This window comes from Hydrogenophaga sp. (genome assembly GCF_011772445.1).
Classification (GTDB): domain Bacteria; phylum Pseudomonadota; class Gammaproteobacteria; order Burkholderiales; family Burkholderiaceae_C; genus Hydrogenophaga.
Genome location: NZ_WVZN01000045.1, coordinates 139,683 through 160,163, shown reverse-complemented (window position 1 = coordinate 160,163; position 20,481 = coordinate 139,683). Strand labels below are relative to the sequence as shown.

Below are 20,481 nucleotides of genomic sequence, written 5' to 3'. Positions count from 1 at the left end.
TGAAGCGTGGTAACTCCAGTCTCCCAGACCCTTCCGGGTGAACAACCTATTGAGACATCACAACCAGATGACCCAGCAGAACGCCGCGCTGGTGGAGCAGAGCACGGCGGCCGCGCAAAGCCTGCGGGACCAGGCGACGCGGCTGGCGGAGGTGGTGCAGGTGTTTCGGCTGCGCGCCTGAGGTTCAGCGTTTGTGTGACCGCACAGCCACAAAATACCCCCGACTGGTTTATCACCCATTCAATGAATTTCACGTGATGTGAGTGCCGGCCTTTGGGCGCCAGAGCCCCCCGCCCTACCGCCCCAGCCAAAGAGGAACTCCCCCGGTGTTCCACCCCAAGGCGGTGTGGTAGGCGCCCTCACCGGCCCTGCGCAGGGCGGGTGAAAACCCGCGAAATGGCGGTACCCACCGGGGTTTAATACGGTCGCCTGTCAACCTTGACAGGGATTGACAAAAAAAGTCTTTTCCCGCGATTCGCGGGCCATTCCAACGCCGGCCAACGCGGCGTTTCTTCTAGCCGGCCGCGGTTTCCACCGGCCCCATGCCCACCGGCCAGATGCGCATGAGCGCGGTGGTGAATTCCGCGCCCAATTGCAGGAGCGCCGAGGACACCGGCCCCGGCCGGTAGCCCATGCCGCCCGCCGGCAAGGCCGTGAGCGGCGAGCCCAGTTGCACGGCCGTGGGAACCGCGCCCGCGCGGGCCATGGCGGCCACGATGTCGGGCAGCACCACGCGCAGCAGTTCCAGGTGCTCGGGCTGGCGTGGCAGCACGGCCATGGCCAGGCGCGATTCGCGCCAGCACAGTTGCAGCAGCACTTGCCCGCCGCCGGGCAGGCTCAGTTCCAGTTCCAGGCCGGCTTCGGTCTGCGGCGTGGGCGTGGCGGGCGCTTCATCGCGCGCCCACTGCCGGCGCGCGGCCACGCGCAGGGCCACGGCCAGGCTGCCCAGCGAGTAGAGGTGAAACACCCAATGCGGCACAGGCTCGGTCGCCGCGCGCACGGTGGCGCCGTCGGCCCCGCTGCTGGCCATCGGCAGGCGCGCCGGGCCTTCCATCAGGGCCAGGCTGCGCAGGCCCAGCTCCATGTGGCGCGACGAGAGGATGGCGCGCCACGCGGCCGCGAGTTCGGCCGCCGAGGGCAGGCGCCACTGGTGCAGGCGCTGCGCGGCCTGGTCGGGTCGCATGGCAGCGACGTCCTCGGGTTGCGCGGCGGTGTCGGCACGGGCCGGGGTCGGCGGGCGCAGCACCCATTCCAGCTCCAGCGCGGGTTCGGTGGACCGCACCTGCATCCACAGCATGTCGCCCACGCGCAGATTGCGCGACCAGCCGGCGCCATCGGCCAGGCGCCAGCGGCGGCCCTGCTCTTCGCTGAGCAGCACGCCGTCGCCATCGTGGCCGTCGAAGCGCATGCGCAGGCGCTGGCCCACCTCGGGCGGCGCCGGGCGCGCGTCCGCCTCGGGCAGGCGGGCGCTGATGGGCGGGGCGGCGGTGACGCGCTCGAGGTTCATGGCTCAGGACAGACAGGCAACGGCGGCTTGCGTTCCGCCCACTCGAAAAAAAAGCCAGCCGGGTCGCGGCTGGCCTTGCTGCTTCAGGGCCGCGGTGGCGGCCCGGGGTGCGATTACTGCACCAGCGCCATGACCAGCTGCGACATGCTGCTGCTGGAGCGCAGCATCGAGGTGCTGGCCTGCATGAGCATCTGGTTCTTGGTCATGTTGGCGGTTTCGCTGGCGTAGTCCACGTCCATGATGCGGCCCTTGGACTGCTCGGTCTGCATGCGCATGTTGCCCAGGTTGTTGTAGACGCTTTCCAGGCGGTTGCTGGCGGCACCCATCTGGGCGCGCACGGCGCCGATGGTGTCGAGCGAGTCGCCGATGGTGTCGATGATGGTGTTGGCGGCGGCCGAGGTGGCGATCTCGGTGCCCGGGGCGGCCGGGTCGGCGCCAGCGGCGTAGGAAGCGGCCAGGCCGTCCAGGGCCGTGGTCAGGTCGCCCAGCGCGGTGGAGATGTCGACTTCCATCGTCTCGGCGGTGGAGGCGCCGATCTGGAAGGTCACGGCGGCGGACAGTTTGCCGCCCGTGCCGTCGGTGGTGGTGCCGTCGGAGAACGAGCGCTCACCGGCGAAGGCCGTGTTCTTGATGATGTTGCCGAGTTCTTCGCCGAGCTGGTCGTATTCGGCTTGCAGGGCGTCGCGGTCTTCCTGGGTGGAGCTGCCGTTGGCGGCTTCCGTGGCCAGGTCCTTCATGCGCGTCAGGATGTTGCTCATCTCTTTCAGGCCGCCTTCGGCGGTCTGCATCATCGAGATGCCGTTCTGCGTGTTGCGCATGGCGACCGTGATGCCGCGCGATTGCGCGTTCATGCGGGTGGCGATCTGCAGGCCGGCGGCGTCGTCCATGGCCGAGTTGATGCGGAAGCCCGTGCCCAGACGGGTCAGCGAACTGCTCAGGTTCTTCTGGACGCCACCGAGGGCGTTCTGGGTGCTCAGCGAAGCGGCGTTGGTGTGCAGACTCAGCATGGTGGATCTCTCCTGTGGGCTGTTGGTCGGGTCCGTCGGACATCGACGTCCTCCCCCTTACTGGGCGACCGCTTCGCGGAGTTCCTTAAGCGCGAATCGAAAAAATCTCTGGTGATACCTCGGTAATGCAATCGCATTGACCAGGAAATGCAATTGCATTACCATGCAGATCGTCTCTGTCAGTCCCCTGGAGCGCCCTTCATGCCCGCCACCTTTGAAGTTGAATCCACCTTGACCGACCGGTACCAGACTACGGTACCGGAAACCGTGCGCCGCGCCCTTCGCCTGGGCAAGCGGGACAAGATCCACTATTCGATTCGTGCCAACGGAGAGGTCGTGCTGACGCGAGCGGACATCGCATCGGAAGACGATCCCCTGATCGGCAGTTTTCTGGGCTTTCTCGCCCACGACATGGCTGCCCATCCCGAGCGCCTGAAAACGCTGGACGCCCGCCTCGTCTCCCGGCTGCACTCGCTGGTGAACGCAGTGGAATTCGATCTCGATGCCCCACTGTCGGCAGACGACGAATGACCAGGGACACGCCCGTTCCCCTGGTCATTCATGGCTGGACGGTCTTCGCTCACCCCTTGTTCCTTGAACAGTTGGAGGCGCTCACCCGGCAAGTGGAAGCGCTGAAGCGAAAGGACCCAACAGGCTTCGCGAAGAAGAATGTCAGCAAGCGCCTGGCGGCCATCGTGAAGCTGGCATTCGACGTCATTCCTCAAGGCCCGGCGCGGCCGGAGTATCGGCAGGGTGGCACGCTGGGCGAAGAGCACAAGCACTGGTTCCGCGCGAAGTTCTTCCAGCAGTACCGATTGTTCTTCCGCTACCACGCGGCAAGCCAGGTGATCGTGTACGCCTGGGTCAACGACGAGCAAACCCGGCGGGCCTACGAAAGCGATGACGACGCCTATCGGGTGTTTCGCAAGATGCTCGACAGCGGCCGCCCTCCCAGTGACTGGGACCAGCTGTTGAATCAGGCCAAGAACGACAGCAAGCGGCTGAAGCGACTCGCCCCGCACTAAGCCGTCAGTCGGTGCCCAGCAGCGAACGCACGCGCTCGCGGCTGATGCCGGCGACGGTGGGGGCCACCGCTTCGTAGCGCGCGAAACCGGCTTCCCCCAGGCGCGCGGCGAAGCCCTCGGCCAGGGCGCGCGCGCGCTCGGGCGAGGTCTTGGTGGCGCCGGCGGCCTGGCCCAGGGCCTGGTGCTGTTCCATCAGCGCCACTTGCGCGCGCTGTTGCGCGCCCTGCACCGCAGCGATGCCCACGCTCACGCGGCCCAGGACCTCGCGCAGCGAGGCGGGCTCGCTGCCCGGCGCCTCGAACACGGACTCGCCCAAGGCCGCAGGCAGCGCGGGCGTGCGCACGGGCTGGGCCTGGCCGTCGGGGAAGCGTCGGCCCTCGCCCTTGATGAGGATGCGGTCGTGAAAGCGCGGCCAGTCGGCTTCGGGCACGCTGAACACCGGCTCGCCGCTCTCGTCGGCGCGCACGCGCAGGCCCACGGGCGCCAGGGCCTGGTCGAGCCGGCGCAGGTTCGCCTGGGTGCCGAGTTCGGGGTCCAGCGTGGCGGTGAGCGGCGCGGGCGCGTTGCCGGTGACGACGGTGAGCACCTCGCGTGTGCCGCTGGTGAGCGTGGCCTGCGAGAGGCCGCGGATGCGGAAGTCCTGCCGCGCCTGGCCGGGCTCGCCGATGCGCAGTTGCGCGTCCAGCGCGCCGGCGGTGGCGCGGGCGCGCTGCGCCCAGATGGCCTTGAGGCCGGCGCGCAGGGCGTCGGCGCCCGCCGCGCTGGCCATGGGCTGTTCCGGATCGGCGCCGAGCTGGGCGGTGTAGTGCTGGCGCAGCGCCTGCAGGCCTTGTTGCAGGCGGTCGAGGTAAACACCCGAGAGCTGCGCACCAGCGACGCCGCTCTGGCGCGAGAGGTCGAAGTCCTTGAGGCCGCGCGTGAGCGGCGAGCGCATGGGTGCGGCGCTCGCGGCGCTGCCATCGGCGGCGCGCAGGGGCGCGCGCGGCGCGGCGGGCGCGGCGCCCGGCTGCACGCCACGGGTGTCGGCATCGATGCGGTGGGCGGGCGTGCCCGGCAGCGCGGCGGGGATCTGCATCAGATCACGTCGAACAGCGAGAACGAGGTGATGCGCGCGTAGGCCTTCTGCGTGGCCTGCAACGAGGTGTTGTAGGCCTCCAGCTTCACCGTGGCGTCACCGTAGTCGAGCTGGCCGAGCGTGAGCGCGGCCTGGCGGTTGGAGAGGCTGATGTTGGCGTGCGCGCCGTCCAGGTTGTTCAGCAGGGCCTGCTGGCCACCCAGGCGCGCGATGCGCTCGCCCAGGCGGTTGAAGCTGTCGTCGGCCATGTCGGTGGTGGTGACCAGGCGCGCGCGCACGGCCGGGTCGCTCAGGTCCGCGCCGGGGGCACTCAGGTCCACGATGGTGAGGTCGAGCTGGTTGAGCATGGCGGCCAGGTCGTCGAGCGAGGTGTTGGCCGGCTGGGACACGCCCTCGCCCACCACCACCATCTGCTGCAAGGTGTTGCCGGTGAAGGTGTAGCGCGCGCCGGGCGCGGCGGCGGGGTCGAAGGTGATGGTGGGCGACAGGCTGGCCGTGCCGGAGAACAGGTAGCGGCCTTCCTGGTCGCGCGTGTTCGAGAAGGCCAGCACGCTGTCGCGCAGCGATTCGAGCGAGCCCGAGATGGCGTTCACGTCGGCGCTGCTGTTGGAGCCGTCGGCCGCGAACAGCAGCAGGTCCTGCAGCTGCAGCATGTCGTTGCTGATGCTGTCGAGGATGGACTCGCTCTGGCGCTGGCGCGACATGAGCGCGCTCACGTTGTCGCGGTACTGGGTGATCGCCGCCTCCTCGCGGTCCAGCCGCGCCAGGCGCACGCTGGAGATGGGGTCGTCGGAGGGCAGCAGCACGCGCTGTCCGTAGGCCATTTGCGTGAGCACCTTCTCCACGCGCGCGGTGGCGGCCTGCAGCGAGCTGCTCATGGTGATGTGGAACTGGTTGCTGGCGATGCGCATGTCCGGCTCCCCTGGGGTTAACGCAGCGACCCGATGACCGCGTCGAACAGCTCGCCCGCGACCTGGATCACCTTCATGTTGGCGGTGTACATCTGCTGGTACTGCACGAGGTTGATGGCTTCCTCGTCGGTGTTGACGCTGCTGGTGGAGGCCCAGCTCTGCTCGGCCTGCTCGCGCACCGTCTTGGCGGTGGTGAAGGAGGCCTGCGACTGCTGGCTGCGGATGCCGATGCCACCGAGCAACTGCGTGTAGACGTCGCCCATGCGCACCGTGCCCAGGCCGGTGATGGGCACCGACTGGTTCTGCAGGCCGATGACGGCGAGCAGGTTGTCGCTGTTGCCGGCCTGCAGCGGGTCGCTGGAGAAGGCCAGCTCGTCGCCCGTGACGCCGGGGCGCACGGAGAGCAGGCCATCGGCGCCGTTGAAGACGAAGAGGTCGGTGCCCGGCGCGCCGCCGGGCGAGAAGCCGGCCGCCAGTTGCGTGTTCACGCGCGTGGCGAGCTCCTCGGCCAGCGAGGCGATGGAGGCGACGGTGGGCATGAGCACGCCGTCCTCGAACTCGTACAGGCCGCCGAGCTGGCCCGCCAGGCCCTCGGTGCGCACCTTGAAGGCTTCCTTGGCGAAGGCCACTTCGATGGCCTGCGAGCCGTCGAGCTGGTTGATGATCTCCATGCGGCCGGCCACGGAGCCGGCCACCAGCGGCACACCCGACTTGAGCGAGACGCTGCGCGAGCCGTCGGGCTGGTCCACCACCGACAGGCCCACCAGCTTGGACAGTTCGTCGATGCGCAGGTCGCGCTCGTCGATGAGGCCCGAGGGGTTGACGTTGAGCGATTCGGCGGCGGTGATCTCGCCGTTGAGCGCGGCGATCTGCCCCGCCAGGTTGTTGATCTGCGCGACCGAGGCCTCGCGCTGCTGGCCGATGGACAGGCGCTGGCTCAGCAGCACCTGGTTGAGGCCGTTGAAGCGCTGGGCCAGGGCCTCGGCCTCGGTGATGATCTGCTGGCGCAGCGGCGCGGAGTTCGGGTCCACGCTGGCGGCGTTGAGCGCGCCGAAGAAGGCGTCCAGGCCCTTGTTGAGGCTGGAGCCTTCGCCCGACATCACCTGTTCGATCTGCTTGAGGTAGGGCTGCACCGTTTCGTGGCGGCCCAGCTCGGACGCGGCGGCCCACATCTGGTGGCTCTTGTAGCCGTCGCTGAAGCGGATGAGCGAAGGCACTTGCACGCCGATGCCGCTGCCGGCCGCGCCGGCAGCCGTGGGCCCCACGGCCGCGAACAGCGGGCCCTGGCGCGTGAAGCCGGGCGTCATCGCGTTGGCGATGTTGTGGCTGGTGGTGTTCAAGGCCGCCTGCGCGGCCATCGCACCGCTCAGGGCGATCTGCTGGATCTTCATGGTGTGGGCCCGATCGGGTCGGCGGGCGAAGCGCCCGCGCCTTCCCCTTGCAAGGCGACCGGATCGGCGCCGGACTTAAGCGCGGTGCTGGCTTGCGGCACGGTCGCCGGCATGAGCTGGCGCAGGATCACGTCGGCGATGCCGAAGGCGCGCTGGCGGGCCAGGGTGTCGGCCACCTGCGTGTCGGCGATGCCGAGCATGTCCTGGTGGATGCGGTCCTTGAAGGGGCTGTCCTCGCCCGCGATGGCCTGCGTGCCCTGGCGCATCTGCTTGAGCATCTGGCCGACGAAGAAGGCCTCGAACTTGATGGCGGCGTCTTCGGCGCGCGCGCGCACGGCGGCGTCGCTGATCGGCTCAAGGCGTTGCGTGATTCGCAGTTCCATCTCAATCGCCCAGGTCGAGCCGTGAGGCACCGCGGAACCGGCTTTGCCGGGCCGCAGGTGTCGCCCCCTTGAGGGGGTCGCGCGAAGCGCGGCGGGGGTGCGTCTTCATATGACGATGAGTTCGCCATCGATGGCACCGGCTTGGTCCAGCGCCTGCAGGATCGCCATGATGTCGTCGGGCGACGCGCCCGTGCTGTTGATGGTGTCGATGATGTCCTGCAGCTTGCTGCCCGGCGCCCAGTTGAACATGCGGCCGCGGTCCTGCTCGGCCACCACGCTGGACTGCGGCAGCACCACCGTCTCGCCGCGGCCGAAGGGGGCGGGCTGGCTGGCCACCGGCTGCTCGCCGATGATGACCTTGAGGTTGCCGTGCGCCACGGCGGCCGGGCGCACGCGCACGCCGTCGGCGATGACGACCGTGCCGGTGCGCGAGTTGAAGACCACGCGCGGCAGCTCCTGCCCCACCTGCACGCCCAGCTTCTGCAGCTCGGCCACGAAGGCCACGCGCTGCGTCGGGTTGGCCGGGGCCACCACGTCCACGCTGGTGGCGTCGCGTGTGGTGGCGATCTCGCCGTAGCGGCCATTGATGGTGCGCACGATGTTGGTGGCGGTCTGGAAGTGCGGGCGGCGCAGGCTGAGCGTCACGGTCTCGCGCGTGTCGAAGTCGGTGGGGATTTCACGCTCCACCGTGGCGCCGCTGGGCACGCGGCCCGCGGTGGGCGTGTTCACGGTGACGCTGGAGCCGCTCTGGCCCTGGGCCGAGAAGCCGCCCACCACCACGTTGCCCTGCGCGAGCGCGTAGACCTCGCCATCGGCCGCCAGCAGCGGCGTGAGCAGCAGCACGCCGCCGCGCAGGCTCTTGGCGTCGCCCATGGACGAGACGGTGACGTCGATGGTCTGGCCCCTGCGGTAGCCGGGCGGGAAGGTGGCGCTCACCATCACGGTGGCCACGTTTTTCAGGCGCGGGTCGCCGCGCTCGGGCAGCGTCACGCCGAACTGGCGCAGCATGTTGGCCACCGATTGGCCCTGGAATTTGATCTGGCTGCTGTCGCCCGAGCCTTGCAGGCCCACCACCAGGCCGTAGCCGATGAGCTGGTTCTCGCGCATGCCCTCGATCTGCACCAGGTTGCCCAATGGCGTGGTGCGCGCGGGCGTGGTGGCGGCGGCCTTTTGCGCGAGCGCCGGGGCGGGCGCGAGGCTCAGGGCGATCAGCAGGCCGGTCATGAGGCCGATCAGACGACTGTGTCGGCCCGGACGCAAGTTGCGGGTGTTCATGCTCGTGTGCCGATCAGAAGGGCATCCAGGGGCTGTTGAAGAAGCGCGTGAGCCAGCCCGGGGTGTTGGCGTCGGCCAGGGTGCCGCTGCCCGAGTAGGCGATGCGCGCATTGGCCAGGCGCTGCGAGGACACGCGGTTGGCGGCGTCGATGTCCTGCCCGCGCACGTAGCCGCTCAGGCGGATGAACTCCTCGCCCTGGTTGAGCCAGAGGCTTTTCTCGCCCGCGATGCGCAGCAGGCCGTTGGGCAGCACCTCCACCACCACGGCGGTGATGGCGCCGCTCAGCGCGTTCTGCTGCGTGCTGCTGGCGTTGCCGTCGAAGGCGCGGTCGGCGCTCAGGCCGATGGGGGGGGTGATGTCGTCGCCATCGATGGTCAGCGGACTGATGCCCACGCTGCTGCCCTTGTCGATCTGGGTGCCCGATCGTTTGCTGGCCTGCGTGGTCTCCTGCAGGATGACGGTGATGACGTCGCCGGCGCGGCGCGCGCGCGTATCGGCCACCAGGGTCCAGGGCGATTGGGGCGTGAACACGCCACCCGAGCTGGCGCGGCTCGTGGGCACCTGCACCACGGGCGCGGGGTCGTCGGCCAGCGGCGGCGCGCGCGGCGGCACCACGGCGGCGCAGCCCGCGAGCAGCGCGGCGGCCAGCAGCAGCAGCGCGGTTCGCATCAGCGCACCGTCTGCGCCAGGTTCTGCAGCATGCCGTCGGCGGCGCTCAGCACCTTGGTGCTCATCTCGTAGGTGCGCTGCGCGGTGATCATGTCCACCATCTCTTCCACCACCTGAACGTTGGAGCCTTCCAGCGCACCCTGCTTGATGGCGCCCAGCGCCTCTTCGCCGGCAATGCCTTCGGTGGGCACGCCGCTGGCGGCGGTCTCCTGGTAGAGGTTGTCGCCCAGGGCCAGCAGGCCGGCGGGGTTGACGAAGCCCGCGAGCGTGATCTGGCCGACCTCTTGCGGCGCGGTGTTGCCGGGCAGGCTCACGCTGACGGTGCCGTTCTCGCCGATGGTGACGGACTTGGCGTTCTCGGGCAGGGTGATGTCGGGCACCAGCGGGTAGCCCTGCGCGGTCATGAGGCGGCCTTCGGGGCTGCGTTGCAGTTGGCCGGCGCGCGTGTACGCGGTCTCGCCGCCGGGCAGCTCCACCTGCAGGAAGCCCTGGCCCTGGATGGCGATGTCCAGCGGCTGGCCCGTGGTCTGCAGGCTGCCGGTGGTGAAGACCTTCTGCGTGCCGGCCACGCGCACGCCGTTGCCGAGCTGCACACCCACGGGCGTGTTCATGCCCTCGGCCTGCGCGGCGCCGGGCTGGCGCTCCACTTGGTAGAACAGGTCTTCGAACACCACGCGGTCGCGCTTGAAGCCGGTGGTGTTGACGTTGGCCAGGTTGTTGGCGATGGCCTGGAGCTTGGCGTCCTGCGCCTGCACGCCGGTCTTGGCGGTCCACATGGCTGCATTCATGGTCGGTTCCTCGTGTGCGTGAAAAGGGAAATCAGCCGCGCACCAGGCGGTCGCCCGCCTGGGCCATGCGCTCGGCGGCGCCGTAGAGCTTCATCTGGATCTCGAAGTCGCGGCTGGTGGCCATGGTGGCCACCATCTCCTCGACCGCGGAGACGTTGCTGCCTTCCAGGTAGCCGGCCTTGACCTGCACGGTCTCGTCCATGGGCAGCGCGCCCGCTTGCGGGTTGCGCGGCACCAGCAGGCCGGCCTCGTTCTTCACCAGCGCGCCCGGCTCGGGCTTCACCAGCTTCAGGCGGTCCACCGGCTGCATCCCGGCCTGGCCGGGTGCCTGCACGGACACCGTGCCGTCGGCACCGATCTGCACCGCCGTGTGGGGCGGCAGCACGACGGGGCCGCCCTCGCCCAGCAGCGCGCGGCCGTTCACCGTGAGCGTGCCCTCCGCGTCGATGGCGATGCTGCCGGCGCGCGTGTAGGCCTCGCCGCCCGCGTTCTGAACCGCGAAGTAACCCTCACCGGTGACGGCCACGTCGAGGTCGCGGCCGGTCTGGCGGATGGGGCCGGCGCGTTCGCTGATGCCGTTGGCGCTGAGCTCGCTCATGTGGCGCGCGTCGTAGCCGTAGCCGGGCGTGCGCATGGCGGTGGCGAAGCTCTTGTCCGCGCGAAAACCCGGCGTGTCGGCATTGGCCAGGTTGTTGGCGCGCACCTGCTGCTCGCGCAGCGAGCGCTCGGCGCCACTCATGACGGTGTAGATCAATGCATCCATGGCTCAGCGCGATCAGACGGCTTGCATCAGGGACTGCATGATCTGGTTCTGCGTCTGGAACACCTTGGTGTTGGCCTGGTAGTTGCGCTGCGAGGTCATCAGGCTCACCAGCTCCGAGGTCATCTCCACGTTGGACTGCTCCAGCGCGCCAGCCACCAGCGAGCCCGCCTGGCCCACGCCCGGCGCGTCGTACAGCGGCTCGCCGCTGGCATTGGTCACGGTCCAGCTCGTGTCGCTCACGTTGGCCAGCGCGTCCTCGTTGGGGAAGTTGGCCAGGGCCACGGTGCCGATGCGCTGGCGCAGGCCGTTGCTGTACTGCGCGAGCACCGCGCCGTCTTCATCGATGCTCACCGACAGGAAGGCGCCCGAGGAGTTGCCGTCGGCGTCGTTGACGGTGGTGGTGGTCTGGCCCGAGTACTGCGTCGTGCCGGCGTAGTTCACGTTCAGGGTGATCGGGTCCACCGTGGCGGGCAGCGGCAGGGCCTTGGCCACCGGGCCGGCGGGCAGGGTCAGGCGGCCGTCGGTGCCGAACTGCAGCACGGTCTCGGTGCCGGCGGGCATGGGCGTGCCGTCGAAGCCATAGTGCACCGTCACCTCGTTCGGGCCGCTGCGAACGAAGTACTGCGTGAGCGTGTGCTGCGAACCGAGCGAGTCGTACACCACCGACACGTTGGAGCCGTTGTAGCTCAGCGGTTCGGCCGGGTCGAAGGGCGCCACGGTGGGCGCGGTCCAGTCGGCGGAGAGGTTGGCCACGTAGTCCAGGCTGGTGCTGGCCACGGCGGGCAACTGCTCCTTGCTGACCTGGATGTCGCCCATGGGGCCGAGCACGTCGGAGCCGGGCACCACGCCGTAGCCCTGCAAGCGGCGGCCGAAGCTGTCGGTGACGTAGCCCTCGCGGTCGGCGGTGAAGATGCCCACGCGCGTGAACAGGGTCTGGCCCGAGGGCTCCTTCACCGCGAAGAAGCCCTTGCCCTTGATGGCCACGTCCATGCCGCGGCCGGTGTTGAGCGTGCCGCCGCCGATGCCGATGGACTGCGTGCGCGAGGACGCTTCCACGCCCATGGGCGAGGTGTCGGCGTACATGGACGCGAAGTTGGTGCGGCTGGACTTGAAGCCGTAGGTGCCCGCGTTGGCGATGTTGTTCGAAATGGTCTCGAGCTCGGCGTTGATGGCCTTCACGCCGGAGAGTGCGATTTCCATGCTCATGCTGCGTTCCTTCTGGGGGAGTTAGGAAGCGGTCTCGCGACCGAAGAAGCCGGTGATGTCGGCGGGGGTGACTTCGCCGATGCCGGCGACCTTCATCTGCACGCCGCCGGTGGGCGAGAGCCGGATGCCGGTGAGCACGCCGCGCACGTCGATGCCGGGGGCGGTGATGCCCTCGCCAGCGTCCACGGCGATCGTGTATTTCCCGTCGGGCAGGCCCAGCGCGGCCGGGTCCACCGTGAAGTCCACCGGGCCGGCCGCGCGCGGGCCCAGTTCGACGCGGTGCTTGCTGCCGTCGGCGCCGGTGAGCACCACGGCGGCGGTCTGGGTGGAGGCGTCGAGCACGAAGGAGCCTGAAACAGGTTTTCCTTCCATATCAATCCGCGAAGTGCGAACCGCGACGGTGTTGCCCACCTGGCCGCCCAGGCTCAGCACCTGCATGCTGTCGAGCATGGCGGCCGTACCGTTGTTCTGGCTCACCAGGGTCTGCAGCGCCTCGGTCTGCGACAGCGTGGCGAGTTGCGAGACGAACTCGCTCGGGTCCTTGGGTTCCAGCGGGTCCTGGTTGCGCACCTGCGCCACCAGCAGGCGGATGAACATGTCCTGCGGCACCGACATGCCGTTCTTCGCCACGCCGTCGCCCGCGCTGCCATTGCCCGAGGTCACGCCGGTGTTCATGGTGGTGTCGAGCACGATCAGGCCTCCCCGAGCCGCAGCACGGCCATCTGCATCTGGCGGGTGCGGGTGAGCACCTCGACGCTGGTTTCGAAGGCGCGCGAGGCCGACATCATGTCGGTCATCTCGGCCACCGGGTTCACGTTGGGGTAGAAGACGTCTCCGTCTTCGTTGGCCAGCGGGTGCTCGGGCTCGTGCACCTTGCGCACGGGCTCGTCGCTTTCCACCACGTCGAGCACCTGCACCCTGGAGCCGGCACCCGTGCCTTCGTCCATGAGGGTGGCGAAGACGGGCTTGCGGGCGCGGTAGACGCCGTCTTCCGAGCCCGCGGCGGACTGGGCGTTGGCCAGGTTGCTGGCGATGGTGTTCAGGCGCACGGTCTGGGCGTTCATGCCCGAGCCGGCGATGGCGGCGATGCTGTCGAAGGCCATGCTCACTGCCCCTGGATGGCCTGCGCGAGGCCCTTGAGTTTCATCTGCAGAAAGGTCAGGCTGGTCTGGAAGCCCGTGGCGTTCTGCGCGAAGGCGGCCTGCTCCACGCCCAGCTCCACGGTGTTCTGGTCGCCTGAGGCGTGGTGCGGCACGCGGTACATCAGCGTGTCACCGTCGAGCTCGAGCGCAAGGCCCTCGTCGCGGCTGGCCAGCGCGGACTCGTAGCGCGCGCTGAAGTCGATGTCGCGCGCCTGATAACCCGGCGTGTTCACGTTGGCCAGATTGGCTGCGATGATCTCGGCGCGTTGGCCGCGCAACTGCAGGGCCTGCGCGTGTCCGCTGATGACCTGTCCGAAGTCGATTGCCATGAGCCTTCCTTTCTCATTGATGTTGTTCGCGTCGCTGGTGGCCTCACCAATAATTGCGTTCTGCGCCAACAATGATCCGCGAATTGTAAAAACCGTCGAAACCCACTGGCGTGAACACGCCGACGTGCGGGGCTGGAGCGACACCCGAGTGGAGGTGGACGTGGTGTCGGCGCCGGAACGGGAACCAAAGTGTGACAAGCCACCCGAGGTGGCGGTGGTCGAGGCCCGGTCGCCCCGGCGCATGAAGCTGGAGCTGCGCTGCGGCGGGCAATGGCGGGAAACCGTGATCGCGCGCGCGGCGCTGAGCGCGCGCGTGCTGGTGGCGGCGCAGGACATCGAGGCCGGGGCCACCCTGTCCGACGGCAACACGCGGCTGGAGGCGCGCGAGCTGACCACCACACCCGAGGCCGTTGGCCGGCTGGACCTGATCGAGGGCTTCACGCCCCGGCGCAAGCTGCGCGAGGGCACGCTGCTGCAGCAACGGCTGCTGCACGAGCCGGTGCTGGTGCGGCGCGGCCAGCCGGTGCGCATCGTCGCGCGCCACGGCAAGGCGATCGCGGTGGAAACCGCCGGCGAAAGCCTGGGCAGCGGAAAACGCGGCGACACGGTGCGTGTGCGCAATGCGGCGTCGAGCCGCACGATCGAGGCGCGCGTGACCGGGCCGGACGAAGTGGAACCCCTGCAGTGAGGCTTCATGGCGCGCCCTGGATCTGCCGCGCCACGGCGACGAGCTTGTCGGCATAGGCCGGGTCGGTGGCGTATCCGCCGCGCACCAGGCCTTCAGCGAAGGCGCGCGCGTCGCCGCCCACGCGCAGGGCGTCCTGGTAGCGCGGGCTGTTGCGCAACAGGCTGGCGTAGTCGCCGAAGGCCTGCTCCAGGCTGTCGTAGTGGCGGAAGGACTGCGTGGTCTTCTGCGCTTCACCGCCGCCGTATTCGGTGGTGAGCGCCTCGGTGGCCGCGCCGCGCCAGGCGCCGCCGGCCTTGATGCCGAACAGGTTGTGCGTGCTGCGGCCGTCGGCCGCCTTGAGCGGGCGCTGACCCCAGCCCGATTCGAGCGCCGCGTGCGCCGCCACGAGCTCGGGCGCCACGCCCAGGCGTTCGGCCGCGCGCTGCGCCATGGGCGCGATGCGGTCGAGGAAGGCGCGTTGTTCCTCGCGGCTCGCGCCCTCGACGGGCACCGCCTCCGTGTGCGAGGCCGCCGGCAAGGTGTCCATCGCCTGTTGGGCGCGCCGCCAGGCGGCCTGCGGCGACAGGCCACCCAGCGCGTTCAGGCCGGCGCCGCTGCCGCTTTCGATGAAGCGATGCACCTCCTGCCGCACCGAGCCCATGAGCGCACCGAAGCCGCCCGCCGGCCCAGCGCCTGCGGCGCGCAACGGCAGAGGCGGTGGCGCGAAGGCGCCGCTGGTGGAGGGAAAGTCAGGCAGGCGCATAGGTGCCCTGGCCGTCGCTGCTGAGCACGCGGGCCATGATCTCCTGCTGGCCCACCACGAGTTCGCAGTTGCGCACGTTCAGGCGCTTGCACTCGCCCACCAGGGCTTGCAGCTCGCGCATCTGCTCGCGCAGCAGGTCGGCGGCCTTGGCGGGCAGGCGCAAGGCCAGGGCCTCGTGCGCGTCGCGCGTGGCGCCGCCGGTGAGGCGCAGCACCCGTTGCTGGCGCTCGCTGCACAGCGCGTCCAGCCGCTCGGTGAGCACGGTGATGCGCTCGGCCGCCACCCGCACGCGTTCGCTGTCGTGCCGCACGGCGGCCTCGAAGTGCGCCTGCAGCAGCTCGCGCATGCGCGCGAAGCCATCACGCTCCTGGCGCAGGCCGTCGAGCAAGGTCAGTGCATCGGCGGCGGAGATCATCGGCCGTCCCCGTGGTAGCGCTGGATCAGCGCGGCCAGTTTGCCGGCGTCGAACTTCAGCTCGCCGCGCTGGTAGGCCTCGCGCAGTTGCGCCACGCGGGCCTGGTCGATCTCGGGCATCTCGCGCAAGGCGTCCATGGCCGGGCCCAGCACGCCGGACTGCAAGGCGGCCGGCGCCGCTTCGCCGGTGCCGGCGGCGTCGGGCGCGGCCTGCGGGGCGCGCACCGGTGCCAGGGGGCTGGTGCCCGCGGGGATGTTGACTCTCATTCGATCGCCTCGTGTGCTTCGTGTCTGCATGGTGCGCTCCCCGACTCAGCGCGTGATGGTGGGTTCGGCCGACGGCGCCATGGCGCGCTCGAAGCCGGGCAACTGGCGGCCGGCCGCCACCACGGAATCGCGCAAGGCGGCCAGCGCGTCGCGCGCGGGCTGCTCGGCCTGCAGACCGGGCAGCAGGGGCTCGGCCTGCGTGGGGCGGCCGAACATCGCCGTCATGGCCTGCGCCTGGTCCAGGGTCAGCACCATCACCTCGATGCGGCGGTTGACGCTCGCCAGGGGCTGGTCGGGCAGCACCGGCGCGCGCTCGGCCATGCCCACCACCTGCAGCACCGAGTCCGCCGGCATGCCGCCACGCAGCAGGTGCGACCGCGCCGCGCCCGCGCGTTCGCTGGAGAGGCGCGCGTTGGACTGGCCGAACGGGTCCTTGCCGGCATAGGGCGAGGCGTCGGTGTGGCCGACGATGAGGATGGGGTTCTGGATCTTCGCCAGCAGCGGGCCCATGCGGTGCAGCATGTCGGCGAAGCGTTGGCTGGGCACGGCGCTGCCGAGCTGGAACATGCCTTCCTTGTCGGTGTCGTGCAGCATGATGCGCAGGCCGTGCGGCGTGACGAAGGTCTGCAGGTTGGCGCTCAGGCCCGCCTCCAGGCTCAGGCGGGCCAGCAGCGCAGCCAGCTCGGCCATCTGCTCGGGCGTGTCGTAGCGCGCGCGCAGCGGCGTGGGGTTCAACAGGCCGGGCACGGTCCGGATGGCGTCGGGGCCTTCGCCCTCGCCCTTGCGCGGCATGGGCTTGCGGTCGATCAGGCTGCCGCGCGGGCCGCCCTCGGCCGGGATCTTCGAACCCGAGATTTCCGCCATCACCGCGCCACCGCCGCTCTCCAGCGCGCGCGTCGCTTCTTCCTTGTCGCGCGCGGCCAGCACCCACAGCACCAGGAACAGGCACATGAGCGCGAGCGTGAAGTCGGCGAAGGCCACCTTCCAGCTGCCGCCGTGGTCGTCTTCCTCGTGGCGGCGCGAGACGCGCTTGACGATGGTGCCGTGGTCGGCTCCGTGGGCGGATGACTTAGACACCGGGGCTCTCCTCGAGCTGGTTCACCCAGGTCTCCAGCTGCGCGAAGCTGGGCTTGATGTTGATCTGGATCAGGCGGCGGCCCGCGTCGATGGACACGAGCTCGGGCTTGCCCGAGAGGTGCGACACCAGCACCACCTTCACGGCCTCCATGTCGCTCATCTCTTCCTTGACGATCTGCTTCATCATGTTGCTGATCGGGTCGAGCACCGCGTAGCACAGGAAGATGCCGATGAAGGTGCCCACCATGGCGGCGGCCACCTTGGTGGAGATCTCGCCCGCGCTGGCGCCATCGGCCACCGAGTTCATCGCCATCACGATGCCCAGCACGGCCGCGATGATGCCGAAGCCCGGCATGGCCTCGGCCACCTTGTGCAGCGATTTGGACGGCTGGGTCAGTTCCTCGTGGATGGCCTCGAGCTCCTGCTCCAGCACGCCTTCCATTTCGTGCGCCGTGATCTTGCCCATGGCCATGACGCGGAAGTTGTCGACGATGAAGTGCATGAGCTTGGGTTCGTCCAGCACCATCGGGTAGCGCTGGAACAGCGGGCTCTTGTGCGGTTCTTCCACGTGCGCGTCCAGCGCCTTGAGGCCGTTCTTGGCCGTCTGCAGCAGTTCGTACATCAGCAGCATGAGCTGGCGCTGGTACTCCTCGCCGCGCTTGCGGCGCGACACCAGCTTGCGCACCTGCACGCCCATCTCGGCCAGCACGTGGCGCGGGTTGCCGATCACGATGGCGCCGGCGGCGGCGCCGCCGATGATGAGCAGCTCGACCGGCTGCCAGACCACGCCCATGTCGCCACCGTGCAGCAGGAAGCCGCCGAAGACGCAGAGAAACACGATGATGACGCCGAAGAAGAACTGCATGGTGACGGCCTGTGGTGGTTTATTCGGGTGACATCGCGCCGCGCATCTTCTGCAGCGCGCTCTTGTTGATCTGGCAGACGCGGGCCTCGGTCAGGCCCATGACGGCGCCGATTTCCTTGAGGCTGAGTTCCGCTTCGTAGTAGAGCTGCACCACGTGCTGCTCCTTCTCGTTCAGGCAGGCCAGGGCCTGCTCCAGCGCGCGCCGCTGCATCAGCTCGGCCTCGGGCGTGCGCGCGGCCGAGGGCGTGAGCGCCAGCTCCTCGACCAGCTCGTCGAAGCTGGCCATGGTCTCGGCGTTGATGTGCTGTTCATAGGCAAGGAAGTCCTCGGCGCTCACACCCAGGTGCTCCTTCACCTCGCCTTCGGAGGGCTCGTGGCCCAGGCGGCGCGTGAGGTCGCGGATGGCGTCGCGCAGGCGGTTGCCTTCCTGGCGCACGGTGCGCGGGCGCCAGTCCTGGCGGCGCAGCTCGTCGAGGATGGCGCCGCGGATGCGCTGCGCGGCGTAGCCGGGAAAGCGCTCGTCGGGCTCGCCGTAGCGGCGCAGGGCCTCCAGCAGGCCCATCAGGCCGATCTGCAGCATGTCCTCGCGGTCCATGGCGCCACCCGCCTGCGAGGCGAGCTGGGACACCGCGCGGCGCACCAGCGGCGTGTGCTCGACGAGCCAGCGCTGCTCCTGCGCGGCGGACAGTTCCGCCGCGGCCAGGCTGCTCATCTCACCGTAGCCGCTGTACATGCTCACTCGATCACGAGGCGGCCGACCATGACCTCGGCGAACGGCGCCTCGCGCGATTCGCGGCTGAAGCTCTCGCCGTAGGCCTTCTGCAGGAAGTCGGTGAGCTCGGGAATGCTGAGCATGCTGGCGCGCTCCAGCGTGAGCTCGGACAGCGCGGCCACGGCCAGGCTGCGCAGCTTGGGCAATTGCTGCTTGGCCGTCGACTCTTCCTTCACCGGCGTCTTGAACACCAGGTCCACCGCCATGTAGTTGCTCAGCGGGCCGCCTTCGCGCGCGCGCAGCATGACGATGACCTTGTCGAGCGAGACGTAGCGGTACTCGCGCGTGTCAATCTCGGGCTCGGCCTGCGCCGTGGCCGGCTGCTGGCCCAGGAAGTGCCAGGCCGCGAAGCCGCTGCCGGCGCCCAGCAGGACGAAGGCGCCGGCGGCGAGGGAGATCCAGAGTTTCTTGCTCATGTCGGGACTCGTTCAGTGAGAGGTCGCACCGGTTCAGGCGAGCGTGAAGCGGCGCGACGGGTCGTGTTCGCCGCGCAGGGCCTGGCCGGGTTCGGCCTCCTCGCGGCCGGGCTGGCCCTGGCGCTGCTGGCCGCGCGCGTCGGCCTGCGCGCCGCCGTCGTGGGCCTGCACCTGCACCTGCACGGTCTGGCCCTGGCGCTGCCCCAGTTCCTGGCGCAGGCCCTCGCCCATGTGCTGCAGCTGGCGCGCCACGTCGGGGCTGGAGGCCGTGAGCTGCACCTGCAGTTGCGCACCCTCCTGGCGCAGCACGATCTCGATGCGGCCGAGCGCGGGCGGGTCCAGGCGGATGCGCGCCTGGTCGATGCCTTGCGTGGACTGCCACTGCACGCGATCGCCCAAGGCCTGCGCGAGCGGGCGTTGCCAGAGCTCGGTGCGCGCGGGGTCCAGGCGCACGACGGGCTCGCCCGTGGCAGAGGGAGTAGAACCCGCATTGGCGTTGAATACGGTCGCAAAGCCATCGGGCAACGCGCCGGCCTCTCGCGGCGCGCGTGGGGCGGTGGCGGCGGGCAGGGCCTCGGCCGGGAGCGCGCGCGCCGACGCATCGGCCAGTGGCCGTGGCGGGGCGCTGGCGGGCGCCGGGACGGGGTCCGCGCCGCTCGCGGCCGGCGCGGCGGTGGCGGGCACGGGCACCGTGGGCGCGGGGGCCCCGTCGGGCGCGCCAGCGCGCGCGGTGGACCCATGGCCGGGCGGTGCGGGCCAGGCGATGCCATCGATGGAGGCATCGTCGGCCGGCGCGCCGTCGGGCGAGGCCTCGCGCGCGGCGGCGCCCAGCAGGCGCGAGAACGGCTGCGTGAACGGCAACGCGGGCGCCTGCTGCGAGTCCAGGCCCATCAGCCAGGGCGCGAGCGCGGCGTCCAGCGCGTCGGTGGTGTCGGGCGATTCGCCTTCGGCCGCCGACGCCTGGCCCAGCACCTGGGCGAACAGCGGGTGGGCGCCATCGGGCAGACCGGGCGCCAGCACGGCGTCGGCCACGGGGGTGACGGGGGCGGTGGCGCCGAGCGCGAGGGTGGCGTTCATGGGGTTCTCCTTCTCATTCGGCGGCCACGGCGTAGGCGTCGCGACCGCCGCGGTGCGCGCACAGGTCGTGCAGCTTCGCCTGCACCGCGTCGTGCTCGCGCCGCACCAGGGCCAGCGCACGCTGGTGCGCCTGCCGCAGCAGCGCGCAGGCCGATCGCGTGCCGGCGTCCAGCGGGCGCTTGTTGGCCAGGCCGATGAGCAGCGCGCCGACCTCGCGGTCGAGCGCGCCAAGCGCGGCCACGTCGCCAGCCTGCGTGCGCTCCTGCAGGCGCTGCGCCAGATCGAGCGCGAGGGCGCGTTCAACCACGGGCATCGCGCACCCCCTCCCAGCCTTCGCGCACGGTGCCGAGCAGTCGCACGGCCTCGTCGAGCAGCGCCACGTCCATGCGGATGCCCGCCTCGTGGATGCGGCGCGCGCAGTAGTCGTACAGCTCGGCGAGCTGCGCCACCACCTCGCTGCCCGAGTCGGTGTCCAGGGCGCTGGACAGGCCATTGAGCATGGCGACGCTGCGGTTGAGGCTGTTGGCCTTGGCCTCGAAGCGCGCGTGTTCGATGTGCGCCCGCGCGCGGGCCAGCTCGTCGAGCAGCCCGTTCATCAGGATCAGCACCAGCTCCAGCGGTGAGGCCTTCGCCGTCTGCGCGCCCAGGTCGACGGACTGGTAGCTCTGGTATGCGTCGTAGCTCAAGGGGG

At 70.1% G+C, this 20,481-nt stretch carries 27 protein-coding genes and 1 pseudogene; 4 read left to right on the top strand and 24 right to left on the bottom strand.

Annotated elements, in window-relative coordinates; translation table 11 throughout:
* Positions 1 to 61 precede the first annotated feature (61 nt).
* Positions 62 to 181, top strand: a pseudogene (locus GTO19_RS18995) (chemotaxis protein); the annotation flags it as partial.
* A gap of 333 nt (positions 182 to 514) precedes the next feature.
* Here the strand turns inward: GTO19_RS18995 and GTO19_RS18990 are convergent.
* Together GTO19_RS18990 and GTO19_RS18985 are read right to left on the bottom strand one after the other, a co-directional pair.
* Complete coding sequence (locus GTO19_RS18990; RefSeq protein WP_291023650.1) at positions 515 to 1,507, bottom strand: hypothetical protein; 993 nt, start codon at positions 1,505 to 1,507, stop codon at positions 515 to 517.
* 113 nt (positions 1,508 to 1,620) lie between these two features.
* Positions 1,621 to 2,514 (bottom strand): flagellin, encoded by an 894-nt coding sequence (locus tag GTO19_RS18985; protein WP_291023648.1) that lies wholly within the window; start codon positions 2,512 to 2,514, stop codon positions 1,621 to 1,623.
* Positions 2,515 to 2,715: 201 nt separating this feature from the next.
* Between GTO19_RS18985 and GTO19_RS18980 the strand changes: the two genes are divergently transcribed.
* Together GTO19_RS18980 and GTO19_RS18975 are read left to right on the top strand one after the other, a co-directional pair.
* Positions 2,716 to 3,045, top strand: coding sequence for a type II toxin-antitoxin system PrlF family antitoxin (locus tag GTO19_RS18980; protein WP_291023647.1), 330 nt, complete (start codon positions 2,716 to 2,718; stop codon positions 3,043 to 3,045).
* Positions 3,042 to 3,539 (top strand): type II toxin-antitoxin system YhaV family toxin, encoded by a 498-nt coding sequence (locus GTO19_RS18975; RefSeq protein WP_291023645.1) that lies wholly within the window; start codon positions 3,042 to 3,044, stop codon positions 3,537 to 3,539. The genes GTO19_RS18980 and GTO19_RS18975 overlap by 4 nt, the downstream gene beginning before the upstream one ends.
* A 4-nt stretch (positions 3,540 to 3,543) precedes the next feature.
* Here GTO19_RS18975 and GTO19_RS18970 read toward each other — a convergent pair whose 3' ends face one another.
* The 12 genes from GTO19_RS18970 to flgB all read right to left on the bottom strand — a co-directional run bounded on the left by GTO19_RS18970 (position 3,544) and on the right by flgB (position 13,472).
* Positions 3,544 to 4,614 (bottom strand): hypothetical protein, encoded by a 1,071-nt coding sequence (locus GTO19_RS18970; protein WP_291023643.1) that lies wholly within the window; start codon positions 4,612 to 4,614, stop codon positions 3,544 to 3,546.
* Positions 4,614 to 5,525 carry a flagellar hook-associated protein 3 gene (locus GTO19_RS18965; RefSeq protein ID WP_291023641.1) on the bottom strand — a complete coding sequence of 304 codons (912 nt, stop codon included), beginning with the start codon at positions 5,523 to 5,525 and terminating at the stop codon, positions 4,614 to 4,616. Before GTO19_RS18965 ends, GTO19_RS18970 begins: the two co-directional genes overlap by 1 nt.
* A gap of 17 nt (positions 5,526 to 5,542) precedes the next feature.
* Positions 5,543 to 6,916 (bottom strand): flagellar hook-associated protein FlgK, encoded by a 1,374-nt coding sequence (gene flgK, locus GTO19_RS18960; protein WP_291023639.1) that lies wholly within the window; start codon positions 6,914 to 6,916, stop codon positions 5,543 to 5,545.
* Positions 6,913 to 7,299, bottom strand: a complete 387-nt coding sequence (locus GTO19_RS18955) for a rod-binding protein (protein WP_291023636.1) — start codon at positions 7,297 to 7,299, stop codon at positions 6,913 to 6,915. The genes flgK and GTO19_RS18955 overlap by 4 nt, the downstream gene beginning before the upstream one ends.
* Before the next feature lie 105 nt (positions 7,300 to 7,404).
* Positions 7,405 to 8,574 (bottom strand): flagellar basal body P-ring protein FlgI, encoded by a 1,170-nt coding sequence (locus tag GTO19_RS18950; protein ID WP_291023635.1) that lies wholly within the window; start codon positions 8,572 to 8,574, stop codon positions 7,405 to 7,407.
* 13 nt (positions 8,575 to 8,587) lie between these two features.
* Entirely contained in the window at positions 8,588 to 9,244 is a 657-nt protein-coding gene (gene flgH / locus GTO19_RS18945; RefSeq protein ID WP_291023632.1) for a flagellar basal body L-ring protein FlgH, read from the bottom strand.
* The gene (gene flgG / locus GTO19_RS18940; RefSeq protein ID WP_291023630.1) at positions 9,244 to 10,032 is read right to left on the bottom strand and encodes a flagellar basal-body rod protein FlgG; all 789 of its coding nucleotides are present in this window, start codon (positions 10,030 to 10,032) and stop codon (positions 9,244 to 9,246) included. Before flgG ends, flgH begins: the two co-directional genes overlap by 1 nt.
* A gap of 31 nt (positions 10,033 to 10,063) precedes the next feature.
* A complete protein-coding gene (gene flgF / locus GTO19_RS18935; RefSeq protein ID WP_291023627.1) occupies positions 10,064 to 10,795 on the bottom strand; it encodes a flagellar basal-body rod protein FlgF in 732 nt (243 codons plus the stop codon).
* A gap of 12 nt (positions 10,796 to 10,807) precedes the next feature.
* A complete protein-coding gene (locus GTO19_RS18930; protein ID WP_291023624.1) occupies positions 10,808 to 12,001 on the bottom strand; it encodes a flagellar hook protein FlgE in 1,194 nt (397 codons plus the stop codon).
* 21 nt (positions 12,002 to 12,022) lie between these two features.
* A complete protein-coding gene (locus tag GTO19_RS18925) occupies positions 12,023 to 12,691 on the bottom strand; it encodes a flagellar hook capping FlgD N-terminal domain-containing protein (protein ID WP_291023622.1) in 669 nt (222 codons plus the stop codon).
* Positions 12,692 to 12,693: 2 nt separating this feature from the next.
* On the bottom strand, positions 12,694 to 13,104 hold the full coding sequence (gene flgC / locus GTO19_RS18920; RefSeq protein ID WP_291023619.1) for a flagellar basal body rod protein FlgC: 411 nt from the start codon (positions 13,102 to 13,104) through the stop codon (positions 12,694 to 12,696).
* Between the two features lie 2 nt (positions 13,105 to 13,106).
* On the bottom strand, positions 13,107 to 13,472 hold the full coding sequence (gene flgB, locus GTO19_RS18915) for a flagellar basal body rod protein FlgB (protein ID WP_291023617.1): 366 nt from the start codon (positions 13,470 to 13,472) through the stop codon (positions 13,107 to 13,109).
* Between flgB and flgA the strand changes: the two genes are divergently transcribed.
* The gene (gene flgA / locus GTO19_RS18910; protein ID WP_291023615.1) at positions 13,471 to 14,160 is read left to right on the top strand and encodes a flagellar basal body P-ring formation chaperone FlgA; all 690 of its coding nucleotides are present in this window, start codon (positions 13,471 to 13,473) and stop codon (positions 14,158 to 14,160) included. The genes flgB and flgA overlap by 2 nt on opposite strands.
* 4 nt (positions 14,161 to 14,164) lie before the next feature.
* Here flgA and flgJ read toward each other — a convergent pair whose 3' ends face one another.
* The 10 genes from flgJ to fliS are packed head-to-tail and all read right to left on the bottom strand — an operon-like array spanning position 14,165 to position 20,476.
* Positions 14,165 to 14,902: a flagellar assembly peptidoglycan hydrolase FlgJ gene (gene flgJ, locus GTO19_RS18905; protein ID WP_291023613.1), complete on the bottom strand. Its 738-nt coding sequence runs from the start codon at positions 14,900 to 14,902 to the stop codon at positions 14,165 to 14,167.
* Positions 14,889 to 15,317 (bottom strand): flagellar export chaperone FlgN, encoded by a 429-nt coding sequence (gene flgN / locus GTO19_RS18900; RefSeq protein WP_291023611.1) that lies wholly within the window; start codon positions 15,315 to 15,317, stop codon positions 14,889 to 14,891. Before flgN ends, flgJ begins: the two co-directional genes overlap by 14 nt.
* A complete protein-coding gene (locus GTO19_RS18895; protein WP_291023609.1) occupies positions 15,314 to 15,583 on the bottom strand; it encodes a flagellar biosynthesis anti-sigma factor FlgM in 270 nt (89 codons plus the stop codon). Before GTO19_RS18895 ends, flgN begins: the two co-directional genes overlap by 4 nt.
* A 45-nt stretch (positions 15,584 to 15,628) precedes the next feature.
* Positions 15,629 to 16,660 (bottom strand): flagellar motor protein MotB, encoded by a 1,032-nt coding sequence (locus GTO19_RS18890; protein ID WP_291023607.1) that lies wholly within the window; start codon positions 16,658 to 16,660, stop codon positions 15,629 to 15,631.
* On the bottom strand, positions 16,653 to 17,525 hold the full coding sequence (motA, locus tag GTO19_RS18885; RefSeq protein WP_291023604.1) for a flagellar motor stator protein MotA: 873 nt from the start codon (positions 17,523 to 17,525) through the stop codon (positions 16,653 to 16,655). The genes GTO19_RS18890 and motA overlap by 8 nt, the downstream gene beginning before the upstream one ends.
* Positions 17,526 to 17,544: 19 nt before the next feature.
* On the bottom strand, positions 17,545 to 18,258 hold the full coding sequence (locus GTO19_RS18880; protein ID WP_291023602.1) for a FliA/WhiG family RNA polymerase sigma factor: 714 nt from the start codon (positions 18,256 to 18,258) through the stop codon (positions 17,545 to 17,547).
* Between the two features lie 2 nt (positions 18,259 to 18,260).
* The gene (locus tag GTO19_RS18875) at positions 18,261 to 18,713 is read right to left on the bottom strand and encodes a flagellar basal body protein (RefSeq protein WP_291023600.1); all 453 of its coding nucleotides are present in this window, start codon (positions 18,711 to 18,713) and stop codon (positions 18,261 to 18,263) included.
* Positions 18,714 to 18,746: 33 nt separating this feature from the next.
* Entirely contained in the window at positions 18,747 to 19,790 is a 1,044-nt protein-coding gene (locus GTO19_RS18870; RefSeq protein WP_291023598.1) for a flagellar hook-length control protein FliK, read from the bottom strand.
* Positions 19,791 to 19,803: 13 nt separating this feature from the next.
* Positions 19,804 to 20,103, bottom strand: coding sequence for a hypothetical protein (locus tag GTO19_RS18865; protein WP_291023596.1), 300 nt, complete (start codon positions 20,101 to 20,103; stop codon positions 19,804 to 19,806).
* Complete coding sequence (gene fliS / locus GTO19_RS18860) at positions 20,090 to 20,476, bottom strand: flagellar export chaperone FliS (RefSeq protein ID WP_291023593.1); 387 nt, start codon at positions 20,474 to 20,476, stop codon at positions 20,090 to 20,092. The genes GTO19_RS18865 and fliS overlap by 14 nt, the downstream gene beginning before the upstream one ends.
* Positions 20,477 to 20,481: the final 5 nt, after the last annotated feature.

Coding starts and splice junctions, on each gene's coding strand:
- GTO19_RS18895 (WP_291023609.1), bottom strand. CDS start 15,583: ATGAGAGTCAACATCCCCGCGGGCACCAGCCCCCTGGCACCGGTGCGC.
- GTO19_RS18990 (WP_291023650.1), bottom strand. CDS start 1,507: ATGAACCTCGAGCGCGTCACCGCCGCCCCGCCCATCAGCGCCCGCCTG.
- flgC (WP_291023619.1), bottom strand. CDS start 13,104: ATGGCCTTCGACAGCATCGCCGCCATCGCCGGCTCGGGCATGAACGCC.
- flgG (WP_291023630.1), bottom strand. CDS start 10,032: ATGAATGCAGCCATGTGGACCGCCAAGACCGGCGTGCAGGCGCAGGAC.
- GTO19_RS18955 (WP_291023636.1), bottom strand. CDS start 7,299: ATGGAACTGCGAATCACGCAACGCCTTGAGCCGATCAGCGACGCCGCC.
- GTO19_RS18980 (WP_291023647.1), top strand. CDS start 2,716: ATGCCCGCCACCTTTGAAGTTGAATCCACCTTGACCGACCGGTACCAG.
- flgN (WP_291023611.1), bottom strand. CDS start 15,317: ATGATCTCCGCCGCCGATGCACTGACCTTGCTCGACGGCCTGCGCCAG.
- GTO19_RS18985 (WP_291023648.1), bottom strand. CDS start 2,514: ATGCTGAGTCTGCACACCAACGCCGCTTCGCTGAGCACCCAGAACGCC.
- flgH (WP_291023632.1), bottom strand. CDS start 9,244: ATGCGAACCGCGCTGCTGCTGCTGGCCGCCGCGCTGCTCGCGGGCTGC.
- GTO19_RS18975 (WP_291023645.1), top strand. CDS start 3,042: ATGACCAGGGACACGCCCGTTCCCCTGGTCATTCATGGCTGGACGGTC.
- motA (WP_291023604.1), bottom strand. CDS start 17,525: ATGCAGTTCTTCTTCGGCGTCATCATCGTGTTTCTCTGCGTCTTCGGC.
- GTO19_RS18865 (WP_291023596.1), bottom strand. CDS start 20,103: ATGCCCGTGGTTGAACGCGCCCTCGCGCTCGATCTGGCGCAGCGCCTG.
- flgK (WP_291023639.1), bottom strand. CDS start 6,916: ATGAAGATCCAGCAGATCGCCCTGAGCGGTGCGATGGCCGCGCAGGCG.
- GTO19_RS18930 (WP_291023624.1), bottom strand. CDS start 12,001: ATGAGCATGGAAATCGCACTCTCCGGCGTGAAGGCCATCAACGCCGAG.
- GTO19_RS18970 (WP_291023643.1), bottom strand. CDS start 4,614: ATGCAGATCCCCGCCGCGCTGCCGGGCACGCCCGCCCACCGCATCGAT.
- GTO19_RS18880 (WP_291023602.1), bottom strand. CDS start 18,258: ATGTACAGCGGCTACGGTGAGATGAGCAGCCTGGCCGCGGCGGAACTG.
- GTO19_RS18875 (WP_291023600.1), bottom strand. CDS start 18,713: ATGAGCAAGAAACTCTGGATCTCCCTCGCCGCCGGCGCCTTCGTCCTG.
- GTO19_RS18950 (WP_291023635.1), bottom strand. CDS start 8,574: ATGAACACCCGCAACTTGCGTCCGGGCCGACACAGTCGTCTGATCGGC.
- flgJ (WP_291023613.1), bottom strand. CDS start 14,902: ATGCGCCTGCCTGACTTTCCCTCCACCAGCGGCGCCTTCGCGCCACCG.
- flgA (WP_291023615.1), top strand. CDS start 13,471: ATGAGCCTTCCTTTCTCATTGATGTTGTTCGCGTCGCTGGTGGCCTCA.
- flgF (WP_291023627.1), bottom strand. CDS start 10,795: ATGGATGCATTGATCTACACCGTCATGAGTGGCGCCGAGCGCTCGCTG.
- flgB (WP_291023617.1), bottom strand. CDS start 13,472: ATGGCAATCGACTTCGGACAGGTCATCAGCGGACACGCGCAGGCCCTG.
- GTO19_RS18965 (WP_291023641.1), bottom strand. CDS start 5,525: ATGCGCATCGCCAGCAACCAGTTCCACATCACCATGAGCAGCTCGCTG.
- GTO19_RS18870 (WP_291023598.1), bottom strand. CDS start 19,790: ATGAACGCCACCCTCGCGCTCGGCGCCACCGCCCCCGTCACCCCCGTG.